The sequence below is a fragment of the Bordetella sp. N genome (assembly GCF_001433395.1).
Lineage (GTDB): Bacteria > Pseudomonadota > Gammaproteobacteria > Burkholderiales > Burkholderiaceae_B > Bordetella_C.
Genome location: NZ_CP013111.1, coordinates 884,494 through 906,646 on the forward strand (window position 1 = coordinate 884,494; position 22,153 = coordinate 906,646).

22 protein-coding genes and 1 tRNA gene are annotated in these 22,153 nt (G+C 60.5%); 12 read left to right on the forward strand and 11 right to left on the reverse strand.

Features of this window, described 5'->3' with window-relative positions:
- Positions 1–14 precede the first annotated feature (14 nt).
- Positions 15–1,214, reverse strand: coding sequence for a succinyldiaminopimelate transaminase (gene dapC, locus ASB57_RS03820; RefSeq protein ID WP_057650697.1), 1,200 nt, complete (start codon positions 1,212–1,214; stop codon positions 15–17).
- Positions 1,215–1,260: 46 nt separating this feature from the next.
- Between dapC and ASB57_RS03825 the strand changes: the two genes are divergently transcribed.
- From ASB57_RS03825 to ASB57_RS03840, 4 genes are all read left to right on the forward strand, one after another.
- Positions 1,261–1,347 (forward strand) — tRNA-Leu (locus ASB57_RS03825).
- A 287-nt stretch (positions 1,348–1,634) separates the two neighbouring features.
- Positions 1,635–2,441, forward strand: coding sequence for a tellurite resistance TerB family protein (locus ASB57_RS03830; RefSeq protein ID WP_057650699.1), 807 nt, complete (start codon positions 1,635–1,637; stop codon positions 2,439–2,441).
- A 187-nt stretch (positions 2,442–2,628) separates the two neighbouring features.
- Entirely contained in the window at positions 2,629–3,171 is a 543-nt protein-coding gene (gene abiEi, locus ASB57_RS03835; protein WP_057650701.1) for a type IV toxin-antitoxin system AbiEi family antitoxin, read from the forward strand.
- 192 nt (positions 3,172–3,363) lie between these two features.
- Positions 3,364–4,266, forward strand: a complete 903-nt coding sequence (locus ASB57_RS03840; RefSeq protein ID WP_082621965.1) for a nucleotidyl transferase AbiEii/AbiGii toxin family protein — start codon at positions 3,364–3,366, stop codon at positions 4,264–4,266.
- A 21-nt stretch (positions 4,267–4,287) separates the two neighbouring features.
- Here ASB57_RS03840 and ASB57_RS03845 read toward each other — a convergent pair whose 3' ends face one another.
- The 3 genes from ASB57_RS03845 to ASB57_RS30250 form a co-directional block, all read right to left on the reverse strand.
- Positions 4,288–5,727, reverse strand: a complete 1,440-nt coding sequence (locus tag ASB57_RS03845) for an alpha/beta fold hydrolase (protein WP_057650705.1) — start codon at positions 5,725–5,727, stop codon at positions 4,288–4,290.
- Between the two features lie 171 nt (positions 5,728–5,898).
- Positions 5,899–6,648 carry a 4a-hydroxytetrahydrobiopterin dehydratase gene (locus tag ASB57_RS31845; RefSeq protein WP_369822792.1) on the reverse strand — a complete coding sequence of 250 codons (750 nt, stop codon included), beginning with the start codon at positions 6,646–6,648 and terminating at the stop codon, positions 5,899–5,901.
- A gap of 93 nt (positions 6,649–6,741) precedes the next feature.
- Positions 6,742–7,533: an HAD family hydrolase gene (locus ASB57_RS30250; RefSeq protein ID WP_156414054.1), complete on the reverse strand. Its 792-nt coding sequence runs from the start codon at positions 7,531–7,533 to the stop codon at positions 6,742–6,744.
- 314 nt (positions 7,534–7,847) lie between these two features.
- Here ASB57_RS30250 and ASB57_RS03860 point away from each other — a divergent pair, with 314 nt between their 5' ends.
- The 4 genes from ASB57_RS03860 (at position 7,848) to ASB57_RS31270 (ending at position 10,659) form a co-directional block, all read left to right on the forward strand.
- The gene (locus ASB57_RS03860) at positions 7,848–8,135 is read left to right on the forward strand and encodes a hypothetical protein (RefSeq protein WP_057650709.1); all 288 of its coding nucleotides are present in this window, start codon (positions 7,848–7,850) and stop codon (positions 8,133–8,135) included.
- A gap of 980 nt (positions 8,136–9,115) precedes the next feature.
- Positions 9,116–9,412, forward strand: a complete 297-nt coding sequence (locus ASB57_RS03865; protein ID WP_057650711.1) for a type II toxin-antitoxin system MqsR family toxin — start codon at positions 9,116–9,118, stop codon at positions 9,410–9,412.
- Between the two features lie 2 nt (positions 9,413–9,414).
- A complete protein-coding gene (locus tag ASB57_RS03870) occupies positions 9,415–9,816 on the forward strand; it encodes a type II toxin-antitoxin system MqsA family antitoxin (protein WP_057650713.1) in 402 nt (133 codons plus the stop codon).
- A gap of 531 nt (positions 9,817–10,347) precedes the next feature.
- Positions 10,348–10,659 (forward strand): zinc-ribbon domain-containing protein, encoded by a 312-nt coding sequence (locus ASB57_RS31270; protein WP_197424942.1) that lies wholly within the window; start codon positions 10,348–10,350, stop codon positions 10,657–10,659.
- A 74-nt stretch (positions 10,660–10,733) separates the two neighbouring features.
- On the opposite strand, the gene ASB57_RS03875 is transcribed toward ASB57_RS31270, so the two are convergent.
- Together ASB57_RS03875 and ASB57_RS03880 are read right to left on the reverse strand one after the other, a co-directional pair.
- The gene (locus tag ASB57_RS03875; RefSeq protein ID WP_057650715.1) at positions 10,734–11,135 is read right to left on the reverse strand and encodes a carboxymuconolactone decarboxylase family protein; all 402 of its coding nucleotides are present in this window, start codon (positions 11,133–11,135) and stop codon (positions 10,734–10,736) included.
- Positions 11,136–11,156: 21 nt separating this feature from the next.
- A complete protein-coding gene (locus tag ASB57_RS03880; RefSeq protein WP_057650718.1) occupies positions 11,157–12,053 on the reverse strand; it encodes an NAD(P)-dependent oxidoreductase in 897 nt (298 codons plus the stop codon).
- Between the two features lie 30 nt (positions 12,054–12,083).
- Here ASB57_RS03880 and ASB57_RS03885 point away from each other — a divergent pair, with 30 nt between their 5' ends.
- Positions 12,084–12,854, forward strand: a complete 771-nt coding sequence (locus ASB57_RS03885) for an IclR family transcriptional regulator (RefSeq protein ID WP_057655895.1) — start codon at positions 12,084–12,086, stop codon at positions 12,852–12,854.
- Here ASB57_RS03885 and ASB57_RS03890 read toward each other — a convergent pair whose 3' ends face one another.
- From ASB57_RS03890 to ASB57_RS03905, 4 genes are all read right to left on the reverse strand, one after another.
- Entirely contained in the window at positions 12,855–13,823 is a 969-nt protein-coding gene (locus tag ASB57_RS03890) for a tripartite tricarboxylate transporter substrate binding protein (protein WP_231755331.1), read from the reverse strand.
- Positions 13,824–13,989: 166 nt separating this feature from the next.
- Positions 13,990–14,958: a tripartite tricarboxylate transporter substrate binding protein gene (locus tag ASB57_RS03895; protein WP_057650719.1), complete on the reverse strand. Its 969-nt coding sequence runs from the start codon at positions 14,956–14,958 to the stop codon at positions 13,990–13,992.
- A 23-nt stretch (positions 14,959–14,981) separates the two neighbouring features.
- Positions 14,982–16,721: an acyclic terpene utilization AtuA family protein gene (locus ASB57_RS03900; protein ID WP_231755332.1), complete on the reverse strand. Its 1,740-nt coding sequence runs from the start codon at positions 16,719–16,721 to the stop codon at positions 14,982–14,984.
- 23 nt (positions 16,722–16,744) lie between these two features.
- Positions 16,745–17,767: a tripartite tricarboxylate transporter substrate binding protein gene (locus ASB57_RS03905; RefSeq protein ID WP_082621349.1), complete on the reverse strand. Its 1,023-nt coding sequence runs from the start codon at positions 17,765–17,767 to the stop codon at positions 16,745–16,747.
- A 115-nt stretch (positions 17,768–17,882) separates the two neighbouring features.
- On the opposite strand from ASB57_RS03905, the gene ASB57_RS03910 reads away from it, so the two are divergent.
- The 3 genes from ASB57_RS03910 (at position 17,883) to ASB57_RS03920 (ending at position 21,221) form a co-directional block, all read left to right on the forward strand.
- The gene (locus tag ASB57_RS03910) at positions 17,883–18,860 is read left to right on the forward strand and encodes a LysR family transcriptional regulator (protein ID WP_057650724.1); all 978 of its coding nucleotides are present in this window, start codon (positions 17,883–17,885) and stop codon (positions 18,858–18,860) included.
- Positions 18,861–19,037: 177 nt separating this feature from the next.
- Positions 19,038–20,087 carry a TauD/TfdA family dioxygenase gene (locus tag ASB57_RS03915; protein ID WP_057650727.1) on the forward strand — a complete coding sequence of 350 codons (1,050 nt, stop codon included), beginning with the start codon at positions 19,038–19,040 and terminating at the stop codon, positions 20,085–20,087.
- Between the two features lie 135 nt (positions 20,088–20,222).
- On the forward strand, positions 20,223–21,221 hold the full coding sequence (locus tag ASB57_RS03920; RefSeq protein ID WP_057650728.1) for a tripartite tricarboxylate transporter substrate binding protein: 999 nt from the start codon (positions 20,223–20,225) through the stop codon (positions 21,219–21,221).
- A gap of 5 nt (positions 21,222–21,226) precedes the next feature.
- On the opposite strand, the gene ASB57_RS03925 is transcribed toward ASB57_RS03920, so the two are convergent.
- The gene (locus ASB57_RS03925) at positions 21,227–22,153 is read right to left on the reverse strand and encodes a LysR family transcriptional regulator (RefSeq protein WP_082621350.1); all 927 of its coding nucleotides are present in this window, start codon (positions 22,151–22,153) and stop codon (positions 21,227–21,229) included.

Below are 22,153 nucleotides of genomic sequence, written 5' to 3' on the forward strand. Positions count from 1 at the left end.
TCGGCGGGTCGGGGTTAAACGGTTTTCTTGACGAAATCGGCGATGCGGTTGGCAGCGTCCACGCACTGGTTCAGCGGCGCGACCAGGGCCAGGCGCACGCGCCCGGCGCCCGGGTTCACGCCGTGGGCCTCACGGCCCAGGAAGCTGCCCGGCAGGACGGTGACGCCGAACTGCGCGTACAGATCGCGGGCGAAGTCGGTGTCCGAACCGGGGGTGGGCAACCACAGGTAGAAGGACGCCGCCGGGCGCGTGAAGTTCAGCACGCGTTGCAGGATGGGCACCACCGCATCGAATTTTTCGCGATACAACCGGCGATTGTCCCGCACATGGGTCTCATCGGTCCAGGCCGCGATGCTGGCGGCGGCCACCACGGGGCTCATGGCGCTGCCGTGGTAGGTGCGGTAGAGCAGGTAGGGCGCGATCAGCGTGGCGTCGCCGGCGATGAAGCCGGAGCGCATGCCGGGCACGTTGGAGCGCTTGGACAGGCTGGAGAACGTCACCAGGCGCTTGAAGTCCGTGCGTTCCAGCTGGACGGCGGCTTGCAGCGCGCCCAGCGGGGGCGTCGTCTCGTTCAGGTAGATTTCGGAGTAGCACTCGTCCGAGCCGATGATGAAGCCGTAGCGGTCGCTCAGGTCGAACAGTTCGCGCCAGTCGTCCAGCGACATGACGTTGCCGGCGGGGTTGCCGGGCGAGCAGACCAGCACCATGCGGGTGCGGCGCCAGATGTCTTCCGGCACTTGCGACCAGTCGGGGGCGAAATTGCGGGTGGCGTCGGCGTTGACGTAATAGGGCGTCGCGCCGGCGAGCAGGGCCGCGCCTTCATAGATCTGGTAGAACGGGTTGGGGCAGATGACGATGTCGTCGGCGCCCGGGTCGATCACGGTCTGGGTGAAGGAGAACAGTGCTTCGCGCGAGCCCAGCACCGGCAGGATCTGCGTATCGGGGTCGGGTTGCGGGATGCCGTAGCGTTTGCCTATCCATTGCGCGATGACTTCGCGCAGGCGCGGTTCGCCCTTGGTGGGCGGGTAGGCGGCCAGCCCGCCGGGCAGCGCCTGGGCCATGGCCTGGGCCACGCGTTGCGGGGTGTCGTGCTTGGGTTCCCCGATGGACAGATTGATGGGCCCTAGACCGCTGGGCGGCGTGCCTGCGCCTGCCAACAACTGGCGCAGTTTTTCGAAGGGATAAGGCTGAAGAGCATTGAGACGCGGGTTCATGGGCGCAATTTTAACAAGCAAGCTACAATAGCAGGCTTGCCTAAATGCGAGGGTGGCGAAATTGGTAGACGCACCAGGTTTAGGTCCTGACGCCGTAACAGGTGTAGGGGTTCGAGTCCCCTCCCTCGCACCACCAAATTCCCAATGAAATCAAAGGCTTAATTTTCCGGCCGGGTTTTCTATTGGGAATTGGGTGATCTCTTCAGTCGTTTTCGGCGCGTTTTACGCTGCTGAATGACAACATCGTTAGCCAACTGTTCGGCCGACTGTTCGGCCGCAAGGGCCAGACTCGACCCATCATTCGGACGCGTCGGCAGCGGCCTGAGGTACGACAACTTCCTCGGCCTCGTCTATTCTCAGTGAACCATTTTTCTAATCGCTGGTCGGTAAGTGGGTATCCACCTGACAAGGAACTGAAAAATGTCGATTCAAGCCATCCTGCAGCAATTGCTTCAGTCCGGCCAAGGCCTGGCCAAGGATGTGGCTTCCTCGGCTGGACTGGGTCAGCAACAGCCACAGCAAAACGCTGGCCAGGGAAAATCCCTGCTGCCGGGTGGCTTCACAGGCGGCGCCCTGACGGGAGGGGCGCTGGGGCTGCTGCTCGGCAACAAGAAGTTCCGCAAGATGGGCGGCAAGGTGGCTGCCTATGGCGGCATGGCCGCACTCGGTGCAGTGGCCTACCGGGCTTATCAGGACTGGCAAAACCAGCCGCGCAATCAATCATCCCAGACGCCTCCCCGGCAAGCTGAGCCGCGGGTTCCGCAGCAGGCCCATGCCGCAGCCCATCAAGGCTTCGCTTCTGCCGGTGCCGCTTCGGTATCCCTGCCCGTCACCCCGCAGGCCTATGCCCAGTTGCCCGCACCCGAAATCGAAAACGAAAGCCGCAATGTACTGGCCGCGATGATCACCGCAGCCAAGGCGGATGGCCACATTGGCCCACAAGAGCAGCAATTGCTGGATGCGGAATTCAAGAAGCTGCAAGGCTCCGAAAAGGATCAACAATGGATCGCCGGGCAGTTGGCCGGCCCGGCGGATCCCGCCGCCATCGCCAAGCTGGCGACCACCGCTGAGCAGGGGGCGGAAATCTATCTCGCCAGCTTGCTGATCACCGATGCCGACAGTTTCATGGAGCGCGCCTACCTCGACGAACTGGCCCGCCAGCTCGGTCTGCCTGCTGATCTCAAGCAGCACCTGGAGAACACTGCCCAGACACATGTGGCGGCTTGATTGCGGCATTAGCCCTGTAGATGAGTGGTGGACACCATCCGGGACGATGGTTGCGCTCAAGATGGGTTCGTTGAGCGCTCACATACATTTTGCTATACAGAAAAGGAACTAAAAGGTTCTTTTTCTGTACAGCCCCGCCTCTTCTACGTAAAATCGTCCGCAACGAATCCTGCGAGGCGCGGGCACCATGCGAACCCACGATCTGATCAAAACACTTGATCACTGGGACCAGCGCGGCTTCTGGGCGTTTACGGCCACCACAATGAAGCTGCTCTTCCCGGAAAATGACCGGGCGCGCATCAAGGCACTGACGTCCCACCAGGACGCGGGCATCATTGACCGCATCGCGCGCGGGCTCTACGTCAATCCTCGCGCTAGCAGTTTGCCGCCTGACGTCCTGAGCGCCCTGATCCCGTGGTTGCGCCCATGGGATTTCAATTATCTGAGTCTGGAATCAGCGTTATCCGAAGCCGGGTTGATTTCCCAGATCCCGTCCCGGTTGACCGTGATGACCACCGGACGGCGTCAGACTTTCAAAACTCCCTACGGCACCATCGAATTTACGCACACTGCCCATACGCCGGACCAGTTGCGAGACCAGGTTGGCTGGGATTCTCAACGCGAACTCTGGGTTGCTACGCCGACGCGTGCCAGGCGCGATCTAACCAAGGCGCGGCGAAATCTCGGGTTGGTCGAATCTGGGACGTCTTTGGACGCCGAAGACGCATGAAGGAATGGTCTGCACTGGCGGCTACGAAGCTCGTGGCTTCAACGACGAGAGCGATGCGGAAAGGAGTGCCAAAATCTGCCGACAACCTGGTTCTCTCCAGGGAACCGATTGCATCGAGAAGGGCCCCAAAGTCGCTGTCGCCTGTGACTACACACATCTGGCGGACAGCTAATGCTTAAACAGGAGCCCTTCATGCGCACGAAAAACAACCTCCTGGCCTTGGCTGGCCGCTATGCAAACGAGCGCCGCGTGCCGGTCGCCACGGTGCTCAAGGAGATCTTGCACTACGAGATCCTCTTCGCCTTAAACCAGAGCGGTGCCGCGACCAGGCTCACGTTCCAAGGCGGGACGTCTTTGCGCCTGTGTCACCAGGGGACTCGCTACTCCGAGGACCTGGATTTTGTCGGTGGGACCGAATTCGATCCGGCCGAGATGACACCTTTTGCCGACCTGCTACAGCGTGAAATTGGCGAAGCGTATGGGCTGCAGGTTGATATTCTGGCTCCGAAAAGTGAAGAGGGTGCCGAGGATGCGGGGCACGGCATTGCTGTAGCGCGCTGGCGTGCCAGGGTTCACGTTCCGCAGGCGATCCCCAGCTTGGCCCAAAAACACGTGATCAACATCGAGGTGGCCGGCGTGCCGGCACATAGTCGTGACTTGCTGCCAGTGGCGGCGAATTACGATCACCTGCCGGCGCCACATCGCCAAATGTTGGTCGTTGTTGAACCTTTGCCAGAGATTCTGGCTGACAAGCTGGTGGCGTTAAGCGCACGTCCGTTCCTGAAAGCGCGGGACATCTGGGACCTTAAGTTCCTGACCGACAAGGGCGTAAAGCTGGACGACGATGTCATCAGTTTGGTGGTGGCCAAGGTCGCCGATTACAAACTGCACAAAGCGGCCATGAAGCAGAAGCTTGAAGAGCGATCGCACGTACTGGCGTCGCCAGAATCGGAGGCTGCGTTTCTCACGGAGATGCGCCGATTCGTTGACGCGACGGTTGCCGCGCAGTTGGAGATTCCCGGTATGGCGCGGCAGTATCTTGAGCGCGGTGCGGCACTTGCCCGCGAACTGTTGTCAATGCGGGCGATGGAGTAGGGGTTCGAGTCCCCTCCATGGCTACCTAGCGTTTAGGCGACGGAACAATTGCTGTTGTTGTTCGGGGGGAACGGTGGAGAGTTGAACCAGGTCCTTGATGAAGCTTCGTAGCGCGGGATTGGTGAGATCGTTGTGGTTTGCAATGATGTGCTTGTCCACGTTGACGACCAGGAAGGGATTGCGGCCGGCTGAATTGTTGGTGCGTTCGAGCACGACATCCCGGAAGGAAATTTGACTGCCAGGACGGTCCTCGCGCCATGCTTGCGCAGCAGAAAACGTGACGTTCAGCCTCGCGGCGTCCCCCAGCGACGTTGCCCGCAGGTTTTGCAGCGTAGGGTCTGGCGTGCGCTCGGCAGTGTCCGGTCGGGGGTATAGACGGTGCGTGCGGTACGGCTCAAAATGCCCCACGCTGGTGATGATGGCCTCGCTCTCGTTGATGGATTCCAGCTGACCTGTCGTCGCGTTCCATCGCCGCATCGGAATCGTGTTCTCGAAGACGGTTGAGAATCTGCGGCCCAGCGGGAACGCGACGCCGGTCGCGGTGTCGGCTTCAGAGGTGAGTACCGCGACGAGCGGCGGCTGGTCGCCCGCATAGTTGGCATGTTCCGCGGACATATCGCTCAAGGACGAGAAGAGCTGGGCTTCGAAGGCGGGATTGATCAACACCACCAGGCTCCCGAACCCCTGCACCTTGATGGCGGCCTCCTTCTCGGCGGTCTCAGCGGTCGGGGAGGGGGCGCCCTGCGCGGCCATCGCGCCGCCCGTGCGCACGAATCGCGACACCAGGATTTGAGCGAGGGCAGTGTGAACAATGAGGCCGCCGAAGCTATGACCGATGATGACCAGCTGCGTGGCGCTGTCCCGCTGCACGATATCGTCCCGGTCGCGCTTGACCTGTTCCAGTCTAGCGAGCACTTCCGTGACGTCACCATGACCGATGGCGGCGGCCGTGTTCTTTCGATCCCAGAAGGTCAGGTATTCGAGTCCAGGCGGAGTGAGAGACTGCCCGCGCCAGGAGATATAGACGCCGGCTACGCGTCTGGCAGGCATGTTATCGGCCTGAGCCCGTGCCTGTTCGTCCGCGACCAAGCCGTCCAATAGCGCCTGAAACTCGACCAGATTCTCGTCGCCTGGCGCGTTGCCGTGGTGCCACCCATGGACGAAGACCACCATGAGCGTATCCCGCTGCGCGGATTCCGTACGAATCCGGGTGACGACGTCGTTCATCTGACCACGACAATACAAATGCCCTTGATCGTCCAGCTCGACGAAGCCGAGCAGGTACTGATCCTGGCCGTTCGTCGCCGTAATGGTCTCAACCGGTTGAGCGGAAGCGGGCGCGCTCGCCGACGGTGGAATACAGCTCGCGTCATAACGCCGCGGCGCGTTCGCGGTACATGCGCAGAGTATCGGCACGAGGAAGACCAGCAGGGTGAAACGGATGCCGCGATCGCCGACCATTGCGTGTCCCCTTGATTCCCGCTCGCACCAGAGTTGCCGTTTGGGTGGGCGGGTGCCAAGGGCGTCATGCTAGACGTCCGCGGACGCTCCCCGAATACGGGCTTTCCCCATCGTCCGAAAGGTGTGATCCGAGACGGATGGCCACGCCGCAGGTGCAACGTCGGCAGCGATTTATCGCGTCAGGCTTTCGTGAATTTGATCGGCGAATCTCGCGAAATCGATGTCATTCTGTGTGACGCCGCCGGCATCATGCGTCGTTAAAGACATGCTCACCTTGTTATAGACATTGGACCAGTCTGGGTGATGACACATGCTTTCCGCCATCAATGCACACTGCGTCATAAATCCGAACGCCGTTCTGAAGTCCTTGAACACATAATCGCGCGATATCGCACCGGCATGTGTGCTGTCGACGTTCCACGCCGGGGATTGCTTTAGAAAAGCGCGGACGGTTTCCGCATCAAGCAGTGGTCGCATAGGTAGACTCCCTGAAGCCGGGGTATCGGTCGAAAAGGCGGTTGAAGGCCAGCGGTACGCCAACACATTAGATATCGGGTAGGAATGCTCTCGGACTTCATCGAGCTGATTGCCGCCGAGCAGCGTGATTTTTCCGTCATCTATCTCAAGGAAGAAGCCAACGTGGCCTTTCCAACTGTCGGGCGCATCGCGCCACAGAATGACAATGCATCCCCTAATTGGCTCATCGAGAGGAATGCCCCAGGTAAGCCATGAGCGAGCTAGCGCAGAGTGGGTCCCTTTGATGCCAGCCCGCGCCAGACTCCAATGTACAAACGAAGAGCACCAGGACACTTTGTCGTCGTATCCCTCTATGTTCGTTCCTGCGTGATATTCAGTGATTCTTGGGTTGGATGCTTCTTGCCCGTAGGCGCGGACTCCACGTTCGTCATAAGCGATCTTCATCCACGGTGGATCCTGCACAGTCAACTCCACATAGTACTAATAAGAAGGTATCTGCTTTATTTGCGCGATTGCGCGTGGGGTGTGCCCGCATATCTATATGCTCAGGATTAAGCTAGGCAGTTCGTGGAGCGCGCTGATCGCTCGGTCCGCTGGTGCCAATGTTAACGGCCAGGCATGAAATCCACGCAGCCAAACCGCGTGCAGGCCCGCGTTTTTCGCTCCCCAATAGTCATTCTCGGGATGATCCCCAACATAGAGACATTCACCGATTACCAGGCCGAGGTCGTGCGCCGCGCGGTGGAAGATGCTGGGGGAGGGCTTCCTCACCCCTGCGAACTCCGAGCTGATCACGGCGCGGATTGACGACGAAAATGGCAGCGCTTCTACGGTTTCTGTCCGGGTCCGATGCTCGCCATTGGAAATCACCGCGATGACGAAGCCCAGACTTTCCAGTTCACGAACCGCTGCCTCGGCGCCTGGCATGGGCACGGTGCTTTTCGGGAAATATTGCTTCCAGTGGGCGCCCAAGACTTCTGTGTTGGGCCTTGATTTCCAAGGTAATGCATGCGCCAGCGTCTTTTCAACCGATTCACGAATCGAGGCATAGGGAGAGTCTTTGGGTAGATAGCCACCATGATCTGCCTGCGCCAATAGTTCTGACGTCCTGGTCGCAGATATTGGGTGTAGCAAAGGTCCAAAGTGATCGATGAACACTCCGCTATAGCAGCGGATGCTGTGAAGCCGGTGCGTCAGCGTGTTGTCCAGGTCGAACAACACAGCCTTCGGCGGCAATGGGGCGGGTGGCATATTCGAAAACAGCTCCTGAAGTGGGTCAACGTCGCAAGGGCAGATCGTGACGGAGCGCGACAGGCCGCGTGTATCCATGCAAGCCCTCGCTGTTCATATTGGTGCCAAGGTCAGACCATACTCAGATAAAAGCTCGCACGACGCGATTCGGCTTCTCCTTTAAGACCCCGCACAGTGAGGGGATCGATGCTCCTCTCATCGGCCGCTGTTGTATGCTCGGCTGGGGCTTGGCTACATGGATGACTTCTTTATTTTCACGTGCGATTTTCCTCGATGGTGCCGTTTCAAGGTGTTCTCGTCGGAGAAATGAGGAAGAGAGACGAGTCATGGCGATGACATGCTGCCATGAACACAGCGCATGGTCGTGGGTGCGAATACTAGGGGTGTGTCAAATGAGAAAAATCAAGGTCATGGCCGACTATCAATGTCATCCCCTGTGGGAGAGGTCGCCCGGGATGTACAGCGACCTCGACCCCAATACCTTGCCCATATCACTGGAACTCAAGCAGCAGTTCGCGGAATGGGCACGGGAGTTCGATGAAACTCTGGACATGTCGGATCCCGCGAACTCCGGGTTCAGCAATGCGGAAGCAGCGGCGGATTTCAAAGCGAAAGGTGTTCAGCTTGCCGAGCAATTGCAAGAAGAACTCGGGGCGGATTTTTCAGTCTCCACCCATTAGCAAGTCGTACGCTGCGCGAGTTGCGCGCCAGCATCCCGACGTAGCTGTCATCTACGTGGAGATCGACGTGACGGACGTTGCTCTCATCGATTGTATGGCCTGAGGCCGACCTGGCCATCCCGAGGCCTGGATGCCTACATCGCTTGGTCTCGCGCCGAGGAGTTCTTCGATCCGGAGCAGGGCTTAGACGCCGAGAGAGCGGCCCTCGATGCGGAGCACGAGCAAGGCAAGCGGGATTTTTGGAATGGAGGGGCTGCCACGGAAATTCCCGTGCTGCTCGCCAGTATCCAAACCTCGCCCGTCGTTTCGAGTGCGGTCGGCCATTCGGAAAACCGACAAAAAGCGTGCCCTGTCAGGGCGAAGGCGAGGATGAAAGGCGCGGGTAGTCTTGGGGCCTTACGTTGCAGGAAAAATGAGGAACCAGATTGCGCGCCTGGTAACCAACAAGCCGATTTGTTCGAAGGAATCGAGCGCGCGGACGGGTTCAGCGGAACGTTTGGTGAGGGCTTTACGCGCGTATCTCAGCGCAAGGAGCCCCAGCGGTGTTTATCAATCTCTACACCCATCCACGATCTGTCAAATCGCAGAAAACGCTAAACGCGTTGACGCGTCATGGCATCTCATTCTTCACCGATTGGTCAGTCGACCTAGAGCCAAGTGTCGATGTAAGCACGCCAGACGACACCACCGTCTGGCGAGGGCACCGGCCTGACCTCATCGAACTGCTTCCCGATCTTGAAGGCGTCGCGCCGGTTCGTGCCGTGGCCCGCGCGGCCATGGACCCCAAGGTGCTTCTTGACGAGTGCGGCGATCAGCCGCTTTACCGAGGCGCGAGGAGCCGAAGGTCTGGATTTGCCCCGCCAACGTTTCGCAAAGCCACGGAAGGACCTGTGCGCCGTGTTGCCCTGGCTTCGACATCGTACGGCGCTCCTCAATGCGAGCAGTGGCTTGTGAAAATCAACCAAATAGGTTAATTTTCCATGGAAAAACGAACACCGCACTGCAAGCTCGCCGTGTTGAAGTCTCTGGTCTCGCAAGGGAAAGTCCGGGAGACGGAATCGGCCCGCCTTGGTGCCACCGCGCTGGGACTCAACCGCCGCGAAATGCGGGCGGCAGTGATGGCGCTGACGCCGGCGGACTTCTACAAAAGCATGACGAGCTATGCCGATCACCGCGTTTGGCAAGATGTCTACCGACCCATGACGACATTTGGTGCCGCATACGTAAAACTGACCATCATCGAGGATGTGTTGATCGTGTCTTTTAAGGAGTTGTAAGTATGAAATGTCCTACATGTGGTAAAGCGAATCTCGTCCACGTGACCATGGATAGGTCGTATACGTACAAAGGCCAAACGATCATCGTCCCTTCCGTCACGGGTGACCATTGTCCTGCGTGCGATGAGTTCTTGACGGGGGGCGATGATACCGAGCGCATGATGGACGAGATGCTCGCCTTCAACAAGAAGGTTAATGCGAGCCTCGTAGATCCGGGATTTATCGCAAAAGTGCGCAAGCAGTTAAATCTGGATCAGCAGGAAGCGGCGCGTATTTTTGGAGGTGGCGTCAATGCCTTTTCACGCTACGAGACCGGCAGCGTGCAACCGCCGGTGGCGCTGGTCAAGTTGTTCAAGCTACTTGAGCGCCACCCTGATCTCTTCGAAGAAGTTCTCGCAGCCTGACGGGCGGCCGTAATGCTTGTATAGGTTGTCCATGATTCGGCTATGTCAATCCGACCCAGCAGAGTATTTCGACGGGGAAGTGTCGATTGCGAGTTATCTCGTCGGGATTCTCAAAGGCAACTATCGAGAGCCGTTCATGGCCGCGTTTTCTGATTAGGGCCGTGCACGGAGAGTCGATAAGGTGCCGAAGGCCGCCGGCCTTCCACTCGCAGCAGTTAGTGCTGCGTTGGCAAGCTGCGGGGTCCTCCGCACGGGCGTCGTGGGCGTCCGCTAGGCGCCCATAGGTGACCAGCGACGTGTGCGGCTGAGCAGCCCGGCATTCGTATACAATATGTTACTTGCTGTGGATATGTAGTAGGTCGGTGGCTGCCCTTGCCTGACAAGGTGTGCCGTCACTGGACGGGCGTGTGCATCGTGCGACGCGCCATTACATCCAACATATTGAACGAGAATCTCGATGCTCCGTTACGTCATTGCGTTTGCACTAGTGGGGCTCGTGGGTGTCTAAAAAGCAAGCCAAAGGAATCAAACGTGTTCTGCCCGAATTGCTCTAACCAAAATCGTGCAACTGACGTGAGCTGCATGAAATGTGGAACAACGCTTATTCATGAAGCAAAGGGCCACTCCAAAGACTATCGCTGGGGTGCCCTCTACATAAATGTACGCATGTATGCCGGCATTGGAGCAGCATTGGGACTGGCGCTCGCTCTGCTGTCCATCTTCACCGTGCTGGAACCTTTCTATCTCGAAACTCAAGAGAAGAAGTTGGTTGTCGTTATAGGCATCGTGGTCGGCGCAGTCGCTGGTTGCGTCGTGGCGTGGAAAAAGCGGAAATACGGATAAGCGGAGGGAGTTCGAACACCGGCGCTGCCCGTTGATCAAAACAGGACCGATGTCCGCCTTTCATAACGGGAGAGCTATGGTGTCCCGGAGGCGCCACTGTCCAGCAGTCCCCGCTCCCGCAACACTTCCTCAGCAATCCGCGTACTCTCCACGCCCGCCGGAATGCCGCAGTAGATCGCCACTTGCAGCAACACCCCGCGAAGCTCTTCCACGTTGCATCCGTTGTTGATAGCGCCACCCAGATGCGTCTTCAGCTCATTGTTGCGGCCCAGGCAGGCGAGCAGGGCCACGACCAGCATGCTGCGGATCTTTGGGGGCAGGGCAGGATCGCCCCATACCTCACCGAAGCAATACTCATCGGTCAACCTGCGCAAGGGCTCGTTGAAACTATTCGTGCTGTCACGCCTGCGCTGATAGTAAGCGTCTCCTATCGTAGAGCGCAGGATTTCACGGCCGGTCTCGATTCTGGATGTCATGGTTTTTCCTAAAGATGGGAATCAACGCGCATTGCCGAATTGCGTCGCGCCCCAGTTTTCGTACAGCTGAATCACACGCGCGTAGTCGTCCGCGCCCATGCCCTGTCCAATCGCGAAAGACAACATCTGCCTGGCCATGTCGCTCACCCACATGGGCACCCCCAGCCGCGCCCCTTCTTCGATGCACAGCTTCACATCCTTGTGCAGCAACTCAGTGGTGAAGCGCATGGGGAAGTCACGGTGCAAGATGCATTGCGGGATCTTGACCTCGGTCGCGAAGTTGCGGCCGCTGGAGACATTGATGATGTCCAGCATGGTTTTCGGATCCAGGCCAGCCTTGCTTCCCAACACCAGGCCCTCGAAACTCGCCAGTGTCGCGGCGGCGCACAGGGTGTTGTTGATGGTCTTCATCATCTGGCCCTGGCCAGGCTCCGGGCCCAGATAAAAAATATTCTTCCCTATGATTTTCAGCAGCGGCTCCGCCTGCGCATAGGCATCCGCCTGGCCCGACGCCATGACGGTCAATGTGCCTTGCTCCGCGCCGGTCACTCCGCCGCTCACGGGCGCGTCCACCAGGCGGATATCACGCGCCAGCAGTGTGTCGGCAAGGCGCTTGGAAACCGAAGGCCCCGTGGTGGACGTGTCGATGATCACCCGCACCGCCGACCCCGAGATCAGCCCCTGGTCGCCCGCCAGGACCTGGTCGACGATGGCGGGTGTCGGCAGACTGACGATTACCGTGTCGGCAACGTCCGCAACGGCGCCAACCGAATCGACCCACTTCGCGCCCGCCGCTTCCAAAGGCTTGCGTTGAAGGTCCTTGATATCGAAGACCACCAGATCATGTCCCGCCTGCGCGATGCGCGTGGCCATGTGCCGGCCCATATTGCCCAGACCGACGAATCCGATTGTTCCCATTTCCTGCTCCTCCTGGTTATGATCCACGACATGGAAACCAAGCTTGTCTCCCTAGTCGCCCGCACACTGGACCTCTTCCAACTTTTCGCGGACGAGGCCAAACCTTTGTCGCTGTCGGAGATATCGCGCGGTCTCGATGCACCGACGTCGAGCACTCTGGCCCTGGTACGCACGCTCGCATCCAAGGGCTACCTCTACGAAACCCGCAAACGCAGCGGCTACTTTCCGACGAGAAAAATGCTGCTGCTATGTGATGCCATCGATAAGGTCGACCCGATCTTCGAGATCACGCATGGTGCCTTGGAAGACCTGCGCGACGCGACTGAAGAAACCACCACGATCGCAAGGCTGCAGGACGCGGAAGTCGTGTATCTCGATGTCGTCCAGTCCCGCCGTGCCATCGTGTACACGGTTGCCATAGGCGATACCCGGCGCATCCATGCCAACTCCCTGGGCAAGGCCATCTTCTTTGCCCTTGAACCGGACGAGCAGAAAGCCTTGCTCGCCAAAATGCAATTCCGTCGCTCGACAGCCAGGACCATTACCGACAAAAAAGCCTTCCTCAAGGAAATGGCCGAATGCGCCGAACGGGGGTGGGCGGCCAACGTGGACGAAAGCGTGGAGGGCCTGGCAGCCATCGCGATGCCGTTTCGCTTGCAGTCCGAGTGGTACGCCATCGCGGTAGTGGGTCCCAGCGAAAGAATGACGCGGCAGTGGTCCAGTCACGTCAGGCATCTGGCCGCCACACTGGAAAAACTCGATGCCGCGGCGCGCCTGCACGAAGGCCGATCGCTTCCTTGATCATTGGGGAGGGATGCCGGCTAGATCGATCATCTTGCCCCAGGTCACAATCTCGCCATCGATAAACTTCGCGAACGCTTCCGGTGTGCTTGAGCGGGCAGTCAAACCCTGGTTCTTGAACCGCTCCACCAGGTCCGGGCTGGCCAAGGCCTTGTTCAAGGCAACAGACAGGCGTTTTTGAATCGGCGCGGGCAGGCCGGCAGGCGCCACAAGGCCGAACCACACGATGATTTCATAATCCTTGGCGCCCATCTCGGACAGCGTAGGCAGGTCCGGGGCCAGAGGAAAACGTTCCTTGGTCGTGACGCCCAGGGCCTTCAGCTTGCCGCTGCGGACCATGGCCATGCCGCTGGCGAAATCGGTCAGGGTGGTCTGGACGATATTGCCGATGATGTCCGTCAATATCTGCGGCGAATTTTTATAGGGAATTTCCGCGAACTTCACGCCGCCGGCCCGTGCCAGCATTGAACCGCTAACCTGGGCACTGCCGGAGGCATAGCCGTAGGTGACGGATGCAGGCTCCTTGCGGGCGATGGCGTAGAGATCCTGGAGTGAATTGACTTTCGAGCGTCCATCCACCACCAGCAGGTAGGGGGATTCAGCCACCTTGCCGATGCTGGTGAAATCCTTGGCGGGATCGTAGGGCAGGCTGCGAAACAGAGATTTGTTGCTTGCGCCATTCGTCACGCCGACGGAAAGCAGGGTGTAGCCGTCGGCCGCCGCGCCCACCGCCATTTGCGTACCGACGATGCCGCTCGCGCCAGGCTTGTTCTCGATGACGATCGTCTGCTTGAGTTCCTTATTCAACTCGACAGCCAGATCCCGAAACACGATGTCCGTCAGGCTCCCCGCGGCAAAAGGCACCACGATACGGATGGGCCGGTCGGGATAAGCGCCATAGGCCAGCATGGGCGCCATTACCGCGCACGCCGCCATGCCTCGAACAAATCTCGCGATGAGTCTCGTCATTGCATCCTCCTTGGTGGCTTCGGTCTGTAGACCTGTATTTCCTGTGTGGGAAATTATTTTTCTGTACAGGAATATGATCCGTATGCGCGTCTCGTGTCAAGCAGACGTTATGACGCGCTGCGGTACCAGGAGATCAACAGGACGCGCACCGACCACGGAGGAAAAACTATTGGGCAGTGGCGCCCGCCGCCTTCACAAGCTCTGCCTGGCGTGGGATTTCCGTATCGAGATAGCGGGTCAATGCCTGCGGCTCGCCAGGCTTCAGCGTGATACCCATCTGCTCGATCTTCGCCTTTGACGCAGGGGCCGATAGGACATCGTTCAACACTTTGTTGAGCTTCTCGATGCGCGCGGCGGGCACGGACTTAGGCGCCACGAGGGCAAAGCAGGTGTCGCTCACCAACTGCGGCCATCCTTGTTCAGCCGCGGTTGGCACCTGCGGCAGCACCGGCGAACGCGTATCGGAGAACACCGCGAGGACCTTGATGTCACCGCTTTTGACGTAAGGCACAGTCATCGGCACGACGGGGTAGATCGCGTCCAGCCGGCCGGCCTCCAGGTCAGTCAACGCGGCTCCGGGCGCCTGGTAGGGAATGTGCGCGATGTGAATGAGCGCCTGGCGGTTCACCATCTCGCCCGCGATGTGCCACGAGCTGCCCGTTCCCGTCGTGCCATAGCTGAGCTTGTCTGACTGTCCTTTGGCGTACTCGATGAATTGCTTGAGGTTGTCGGCTTTGAAGTCGCGGCGCACGGCCAGGACATTCGGCGTACACCCCACCATGCCGATCGGCGCGAAATCGGCGCGCGGGTCGTAGCCGACGTCCTTGTACAAGGCGAGATTCGTGGCCAGTGGTCCGGTCCATGACAGGGCGATCGTGTTGCCGTCCGCCGTGGCACGGGCGACTTGCGCCATGCCCATATTGCCGCCCGCGCCGGGACGGTTCTGCACCACGACCGACTGATTCATTTTCGCGCCCATCTCGAACGCCAACAGGCGCGCCAGGGGGTCGGAAGAGCCGCCCGCACCCGCCGGCAAAACCAGGGTGATCGGGCGGTCGGGCCATTCGGCAGCCAGGCTTGGATGGCCGCCTGAAGCAAGGAGTACCAGCGCGCTCAATAGGATGGGTCGCTTCATGGGTCTTCTCCAAAACCTTTTTTCTAGCCAGCACTGACCGTAATACTGATCAAATCCGCGGGGACCAGGCAGGAACTAAGCCCGATGATCGAGCGAACACGCGAACCGTTGACGCTGGTCGCCCATTTGCCGGTGCCGGACACGCCATTCACGGCAAGCGGATCGATCTCGCGCCGCAGTTTCTCGGCTTCGCTTTTTGTGGCGGTTTTCAACGCGATCCGCAGGATGACTTCGTACGGTGCGCCGGAGGCTGCCGGGCTGGCCTCTCGATGCACACCGTTGATACCGATGTAGTCGAAGCGCAGTTCCTGAGCGCTTAGCCCTATCGTGTCGAATCGCTTGAGCAGGATCTGATGTGTCAACTCGGCGCGTTCCAGCGCGGCAGGCCCGGCGAAGATGACCATTTCCTCGGTCATGTATCCCTCACGTAAACCAACCAGCGCTTTCAACGTGGAAGGTCGTTTACCACCCGCTCCCGCCGCGATATGCACCGCGACTTCATCGGCCCCGCATTGCGTGAACGACACTTTGGCCAGGTTCGCGACGCAATCCGGCGCAAGGTAGTTCGCGGGGTCACCGACCTCGTAAAGCAATTGCTCCTTGCAGGTGGCGGTACTGAGCAGGCCGCCGCTATCGGGCAATTTGCTGAGGATGATGGCGTCTTCGTAGACTTCCGCGATGGGATTGCCCAGGTCTTCCAGGCCGGGGACATCCTTGTAGCCCGGATCGGCGAAATAGCCGCCGGAAATCTGGGCGCCGCACTCCATCAAATGGCCTATGACCATCCCGCGCGCCATTTTCTCCGGGTCGTCCAGCGACCACTTGAATTCGTGGGCGAGCGGGCCGAGATACAGGCAGGCATCCGCGACCCGCGTGGTGATGACCACATCGGCGCCGTCCGCGAGGGCGTTGACGATGCCCTCGCAACCCAGGTAGACCTCGGCCGACACGATGGCCTGACGCGAGGCGGCGACAGGCAATCCCGTCTCCGTAAAGTTCAGCCCCAGGTCGGCGATGCGATCGGTCAAGGCCCCCCCACTGACGGCAGCGACCTTGAGGCCCGTCACGCCGAGCTCCCTGGCCAGCTCCCGCACCCGGGCGGCGGCGCCTTCCGGGTCCAGCCAGCCTTGGTTGCTGATGATGCGTATCCCCTTGTCCTTGCAGTCCGCGAGGATGGGGCGCAGGCGCTCGACCAGATAGGGGTCGTAGGCAGCGGACGCCCCGGCGTCTTCGCGGGCGGCCTGCGCGGCGCTCATGGTGATCTCCGACATGGTCTCGAAGCACACATAGTCGAGCTGGCCTCGTTCCACCAACAGGCTGGCGGGCTCGAAACGATCCCGCGACCAGGCGGTGGCCGAGCCCAGGCGCACCCGCTTTCCGTCCGGTTTGGCTACTGGCGTTACCGGTATGACCTGGCTTCTTGCGGAGCGGCCGATGTAGTCGTCCGGTACCTCGATCTGCAGCGTCAGCATCAAGGAAGAGAGCGCTTTGCCCGACTCCTCAAAGGCGAGGGTCCTGGTGCGGCCGCCTTCCAGGACTTCGTGCATGACGAAGTTCAACGCGCCGATGGCCGGGACTTCGTAGCGTTCGATTCCGCCCTTGGTGATCGCCCCGTAAACCTGGCGCACTTTGTCGATATTGACCTGGGTGCGCAGAAGTTCGTAATCGGCTTCATCGTAGGCGATGACCGACACCATGCTGCTATTGCCTTTTTCGCCGGAACGGGAGTGCGCGATTTCTCGCAGGGGAATCGTCTTTGCCACGATTGTGCTTCCTATAAAAGTCGCTATTGAATGGCGGCGCCGGTTGCCTGGATCACTTCCGCCCATTTGGCTATATCTCTCTTGACGAAGCTGCCGAATTCCTCGGGTGAATTCCCGACCAGCGTGAAGCCTTGCTGGCCCAGCTGTTTTTGCAATGCGGGGTCGGCGGCCGCTTGTTTGACGGCCTCGTTGATCTTGTCGACCAGCGGTCTTGGGGTCTTGGCGGGTGCGAACAGGCCCATCCACGCGGTCGCATCGAAATCCTTGATGCCTTGCTCGGCGGATGTGGGCACGTCGGGAAGCAGCGGCGTGCGCTCGGGCGCCAGTACGGCGATGGCTTTGAGCTGGCCGCTCGTAATTTGCGCTGCGACAGCGGGAACCTGATAGAAGAGCAGGGGGACATGGCCCGCGATGGTATCGGCGATACCTTGGCCTACTTCCTTATAGGGAACATGCTTCAAGGGCGCGCCGGTGCGCAATTTCAGCAGCTCGCCGCCCATCTGGCCCGATGAGCCGATGCCGCCGGTGGCGTAGTCCAGACCCCCTTTCTGTTTTGCGAGCGCCACCACATCCGCGAGGTTCTTGACGGGCAGGTCCCGGTTCGCAACGATGACATTTGGAAAATAGGCAACCAGGGATATCGGCGTGAAGTCGCGCATGACGTCATACGGAAGGTTCTTCATCATCGACTGGTTGATCGAATGCGACGAGATCGTGCCCATGGCCAGCGTGTAGCCATCGGGCTCGGCGCGCGCCACCATGGCGCTGCCAAGCGCACCACCTGCGCCTGCCTTGTTCTCCACGATGATGGGCTGCCCCAGCTGCTGGGACATACGCTTCGCGAAAACCCGCGTCAGGATGTCAGTGCTGGAGCCCGCGCCGTACGGGACGATGATCGTGATGGGTTTGCCGGGATAGTCCCCCGCGGCAGTGGCCGCACAGACGGGGATGAGGGCTGCCGCCATTAAAAGGCCTGTCCACTTGCTTGCCCTGAGTAGACGTTGGACGCGCGATGCGTCCTTGCTCGCCGAGTTGAAGAGCGCCATGGTGCTTGTCTCCTGATTTGACCGCGCATCTGTAGTGCGCTGGGCTTCATCTTAAGAAGCGTCTATTCTTTCTACAAACGCTATATTCCGGACAACTGATCTGCAAGGAAGATCAATGGACGACAGTTGGATCGCCGCGTTGCGGCGCATCAACCTCAATCAGCTGGTGGTGTTTTCGGCGGTCGCCCAGCAGTCCAGCTATCGTGGCGCCGCGGCGCGCCTGCACTTGTCGCAATCCGCATTGAGCACCCAGGTTCAACAACTGGAGGCGGCGTTGGGCGTCACTTTGCTGTACCGCGATACAAGAACGGTACGCCTCAGCCAGGAGGGGGAGCGCCTGTTGGAGGCCTTCCAGATGTCGGGGCGGGAGCTCGCCCGGGTAGTGTCGAACTTGCGCGACGAGGGACGGCTCGCGCGCGGGGCGGTAAGTGTGGCCGTCTTGCCGTCCTTGGGCTCCACCTTTCTGACGACGGCGATCGTGGATTTTCAGAAACGCTATCCGGCGGTCAGCGTCCAGATGCTGGATGTAGATTCGCGCCGGGCGCACGAGCAGGTCGTCCAGGGCGCGGTCGATATCGCGGTCACCTCGCGCGGGGCGGATGACGTGGAGTTCGTGCCGTTATTCAAGGAGGATCTGCTGGCGATCATTCCGGCCGGCGATCGGTTTTTCTCAAAATTAAAAGCGGTGACGCCGGCACAGCTGGCGACTCGCCCCATGCTGCTTAACCCGCGTGGCGTGGATCTGAGGGAGCGCGTGGAAGAAATATTCAGACAGGCGGGTGTCGAACTGAAGGCGTTCCGGGAACTGACGAGTACGGGGCTGCTGGTCGCGCTGACCAGTCTGGAGGCCGGCATCTGCGTGCAGCCCAGAAGCGCCCTGTACGGGTTGGACCTGGGGGCTTGCCGCGTATTGCCTTTCAGCCCTGGGCAATTAAGGGAGATTGGAGCGATCTTGCCGCCTAAGCGAACGCCATCTCCTGCAACATCGGCGTTTCTGTCCGCGTTGAAGGCAGCGGCGGAAAATGCGTCAGCGGTTGTTCAACCCGCTCGTCCGCCGGCCTTCGTAAAGGCTGTGCGCCAACGTCGCCAATAAGCCCGACCCCGTCCTGCTGGTAATCCCGAACATCGACTTTCCCGTCGGCGCGACGACGGAATTTCTCGCTACTACCTTGGCCGGTGCCGTTCCTATACTGCGTCATCGACACTGGTGCCATCGCAACAACCATCAAGGCCGGCCAGGAAGCGCCGCCGATCAAGGGAGCCCGAGTTCATGGAAATGCAAGTCGAACGTTCACGCGATCTCGCCGAAGGCGAGGAAGTGGCCATTCTGGATACTTCGAAGCCAGGCAAGCCCCTGGTTCGCGCGACCCCCCTGACGGGGCCCATCGTCTGGGACCAGGACACGCTGGCCCCGGAAGACGGCAAGCTGCATATCGATGAGAACTGCCTGGCCGAAATCGACGCCTTCGTCGAGGATCTGCGGCGCAATCCGCTGCCTACGCTGTTGCTCACGCCGGCGGACTTTCCCATGCCGGCGTGCCGCGCGCTGATGGCAAGCGCCCGCGGCATCCTTCAACATGGAGTCGGCTTCGTCGTGCTGGACAAGGTGCCCGTGCAACGCTACTCGCAGGAAGAGTGCCGCGCCATTTACTGGATGCTGGGCCAGATGGTGGGCCGCCCCGTAGCTCAGAGTTTCGACGCCAAGATGATCTATGACGTGAAGGACCAGGGCCGCGCCTACAGCACGTCGGTGCGCGGCGACACGACCCGCAAGGACCAGAACTTCCACACGGACAACAACTACAACCTGTGCCCGCCGCATTACGTGGCGCTGTTCTGCCTGCATCCGGCGATGACAGGCGGGATCAACAGCATTGTCAGCTTTTACGCCGTCTATAACGAGATGCTGCGCCGGCATCCCATCGAACTGGTCGAACGGCTGTATCGACCCTACCTGGCAAATCGCCAGCGCGAGCATTTTCCGGGCGACCCTATGGTGCTGAATCGCCCGCTGTTCACCTACGACGGCGAATGGCTGGATTGCAAGCTGTCGCGCCACCAGACGCTTAGCGGCTACCACCTGGCGGGCGAGACATTGGATCCGCTTGGGCTGCAGGCGCTGGACGCGCTGGAATCCATCATGGCCGAGCCGCGCTGGAACCGGGAATTTTTCTTCGAGCGAGGGCAGATCCAGATCGTCGATAACCGCCGCTGCGGGCATCGGCGGACGGGCTTCGTCGACTACCCGGAGCCCGAGCGCAAGCGGCACCTGCTGCGGCTCTGGCTGCGTGATACGGGCCGGCGCTCATATCAGGGTTGACCGCAAGCGACGACGGCAAAGCGCTACAAATAAGTGCTCCCACAATCAGGGTTGCCGACATCACGTAGCCGAAGGGGAGGACAGGCGGGGAGACATGGACACCACATTCACCGATAACGAATCAAGGGGTTTGCCATGGCCATCTCTCGCATTGTCCGCGTCCTCGGGACGCGGCTGCTGATCGCAACGACCGTCGCCATCTCGCCGGGGCTGTTGACGCCCGCCTGTGCCGCCGGCTATCCCGACCGTCCGATCAAAATCATCGTACCGTTCACGCCCGGCGGCACGTCCGACGTTCTGGCTCGCAGCGTGGCCGAGCAGATGGCCCTGGACTTTGGTCAGGCGGTCATCGTCGAAAACCGCCCGGGGGCGGGTAGTGCGCTGGGCACGGGTGTGGCAGCCCGCAGCCCCGCCGATGGCTACACCTTGCTGATGGGCTCCAGCTCGGCGTTGGCGGTCAATCCCGCGCTGCAGGACGATCTTCCCTATGACGCGGCGCGCAGCTTCACGCCCATATCCCTCGTCGCAAGCATTCAGAACATTCTGCTGGTGACTCCGTCGCTGCCGGTGAAAAGCGTGCAGGATCTGGTTGCCTACGCGAAGACGCACAAATTGTTCTTCGCCAGCGCGGGCACGGGCTCATCGCCGCACATGTCGGCGGAACTGTTCCAGTCCATGGCGGGTATCGAGATGACCCACGTGCCGTTCAAGGGCGGTCCGCAGGCCTTGAGCGAGGTGGTGGCTGGCCGCGTCAACCTGGTGTTCGACAACATGCCTACCGCCGCCACGATGGTCAAGTCGGGCCAGCTACGCGGGTTGGCGGTGACAGGCGCGCGCCCGTCGCCCATGGTGCCGGACATTCCGACGGTAGCCTCGCAGGGGCTGCCAGGCTACGACGTGACGGTCTGGTATGGCCTGCTCGCGCCGACAGGCACGCCGCCGGAGATCATTTCCAGGTTGAGCGAGGAAACCGCGAAGATCCTGGCGCGTGCGAACATCAGGCAGAAGCTCGTCGATATCGGCACCGAGCCGCGGAGCATGACGCCCGAGGCCTTCGGCGCTTTCATCAACGGCGAACGCAGTAAATGGGCGCAGGTCATCAACAAGGCGGGTATCAAGACGGCTGCCCGCTAGTCCCACTACGGGGCCATCTGCGACAGCGGGGCGGCCGGGGCCGCCTCGTGCGAGAACTCGCTGATTTCCGCGGCCAGCAAGGCCACCGCCATGACTAGTGCACTGGTGTTGTTGCGTTGGCGCACCGCCACGAACTCCAACCGCGGGAAGGGCGGCCATGCGTCCAGCACCGTCAGCAGCCCGGCCAATACTTCGTTGCGGTGAGAGGAACGGTGCAGCAGCCCGATGCCCAGGCCGGCGACGATCAGCTTGGCCGCCATACCCATGTCGCTGCAGGAAATCAGGGGGTCGTATTCGACGTTCGCGGCGGCAAACCATTGAGCGATGGCGGGATGGTGGGGAGACGCCTGGGACAGCCCGACGATGGGATAGCGCACCAGGTCGCCTGGTGTCAGCCGGCGGTCGGCCGGCAGGTCCAGGTCCGGCGATGCCATCCACACGAATTCGTCATGGCCCAGTGACACGTAGTCCAGCGCGGGGTCGGTGATGGGCGCACCCACGAACGCGATATCGATTTCGCCTGACCGCACCTTCTGCAACAGCGGAGCGGTCAATCCCAGAGAGATGTCGAAGCGCACTCGCGCGTAACGGGCGCGCAGGGTGGTGATGAGCCGCGGCAGCCAGGTGTGGGCGATGCGGCCGGCCACGCCGATGCGCAACAGGCCCGTGATGGCGTCGGGTTCGCCGATATGGAAGCTGATGCGTTCTGACAGGCCGACGATCTGCCTGGCCCATGGCAGGATTTCCTGCCCCTTTGGGGTCAGTTGCAGCCCTGTGTGTGAACGGTCAAATAGTTCCACGCCCCAAGAGGTTTCCAGTTCCCGGATGCGCGTGGAGATGGTGGATGGGGTAGCGTGAAGGGCTTTTGCCGCGGCCGCGAAGCTGCCCGCTTCGGCGACCTTGCAGAATGACAGCAACTGTCGAATGTTCAT

Coding starts and splice junctions, on each gene's coding strand:
- ASB57_RS03880 (WP_057650718.1), bottom strand. CDS start 12,053: ATGGGAACAATCGGATTCGTCGGTCTGGGCAATATGGGCCGGCACATG.
- ASB57_RS30250 (WP_156414054.1), bottom strand. CDS start 7,533: ATGGATACACGCGGCCTGTCGCGCTCCGTCACGATCTGCCCTTGCGAC.
- ASB57_RS03895 (WP_057650719.1), bottom strand. CDS start 14,958: ATGAAGCGACCCATCCTATTGAGCGCGCTGGTACTCCTTGCTTCAGGC.
- ASB57_RS03875 (WP_057650715.1), bottom strand. CDS start 11,135: ATGACATCCAGAATCGAGACCGGCCGTGAAATCCTGCGCTCTACGATA.
- ASB57_RS03840 (WP_082621965.1), top strand. CDS start 3,364: ATGCGCACGAAAAACAACCTCCTGGCCTTGGCTGGCCGCTATGCAAAC.
- ASB57_RS03845 (WP_057650705.1), bottom strand. CDS start 5,727: ATGGTCGGCGATCGCGGCATCCGTTTCACCCTGCTGGTCTTCCTCGTG.
- ASB57_RS03860 (WP_057650709.1), top strand. CDS start 7,848: ATGAGAAAAATCAAGGTCATGGCCGACTATCAATGTCATCCCCTGTGG.
- ASB57_RS03870 (WP_057650713.1), top strand. CDS start 9,415: ATGAAATGTCCTACATGTGGTAAAGCGAATCTCGTCCACGTGACCATG.
- ASB57_RS03925 (WP_082621350.1), bottom strand. CDS start 22,153: ATGAACATTCGACAGTTGCTGTCATTCTGCAAGGTCGCCGAAGCGGGC.
- ASB57_RS03920 (WP_057650728.1), top strand. CDS start 20,223: ATGGCCATCTCTCGCATTGTCCGCGTCCTCGGGACGCGGCTGCTGATC.
- ASB57_RS31845 (WP_369822792.1), bottom strand. CDS start 6,648: ATGAAGATCGCTTATGACGAACGTGGAGTCCGCGCCTACGGGCAAGAA.
- ASB57_RS03890 (WP_231755331.1), bottom strand. CDS start 13,823: ATGACGAGACTCATCGCGAGATTTGTTCGAGGCATGGCGGCGTGCGCG.
- ASB57_RS03830 (WP_057650699.1), top strand. CDS start 1,635: ATGTCGATTCAAGCCATCCTGCAGCAATTGCTTCAGTCCGGCCAAGGC.
- dapC (WP_057650697.1), bottom strand. CDS start 1,214: ATGAACCCGCGTCTCAATGCTCTTCAGCCTTATCCCTTCGAAAAACTG.
- ASB57_RS03885 (WP_057655895.1), top strand. CDS start 12,084: ATGGAAACCAAGCTTGTCTCCCTAGTCGCCCGCACACTGGACCTCTTC.
- ASB57_RS03915 (WP_057650727.1), top strand. CDS start 19,038: ATGGAAATGCAAGTCGAACGTTCACGCGATCTCGCCGAAGGCGAGGAA.
- abiEi (WP_057650701.1), top strand. CDS start 2,629: ATGCGAACCCACGATCTGATCAAAACACTTGATCACTGGGACCAGCGC.
- ASB57_RS03910 (WP_057650724.1), top strand. CDS start 17,883: ATGGACGACAGTTGGATCGCCGCGTTGCGGCGCATCAACCTCAATCAG.
- ASB57_RS03905 (WP_082621349.1), bottom strand. CDS start 17,767: ATGGCGCTCTTCAACTCGGCGAGCAAGGACGCATCGCGCGTCCAACGT.
- ASB57_RS03865 (WP_057650711.1), top strand. CDS start 9,116: ATGGAAAAACGAACACCGCACTGCAAGCTCGCCGTGTTGAAGTCTCTG.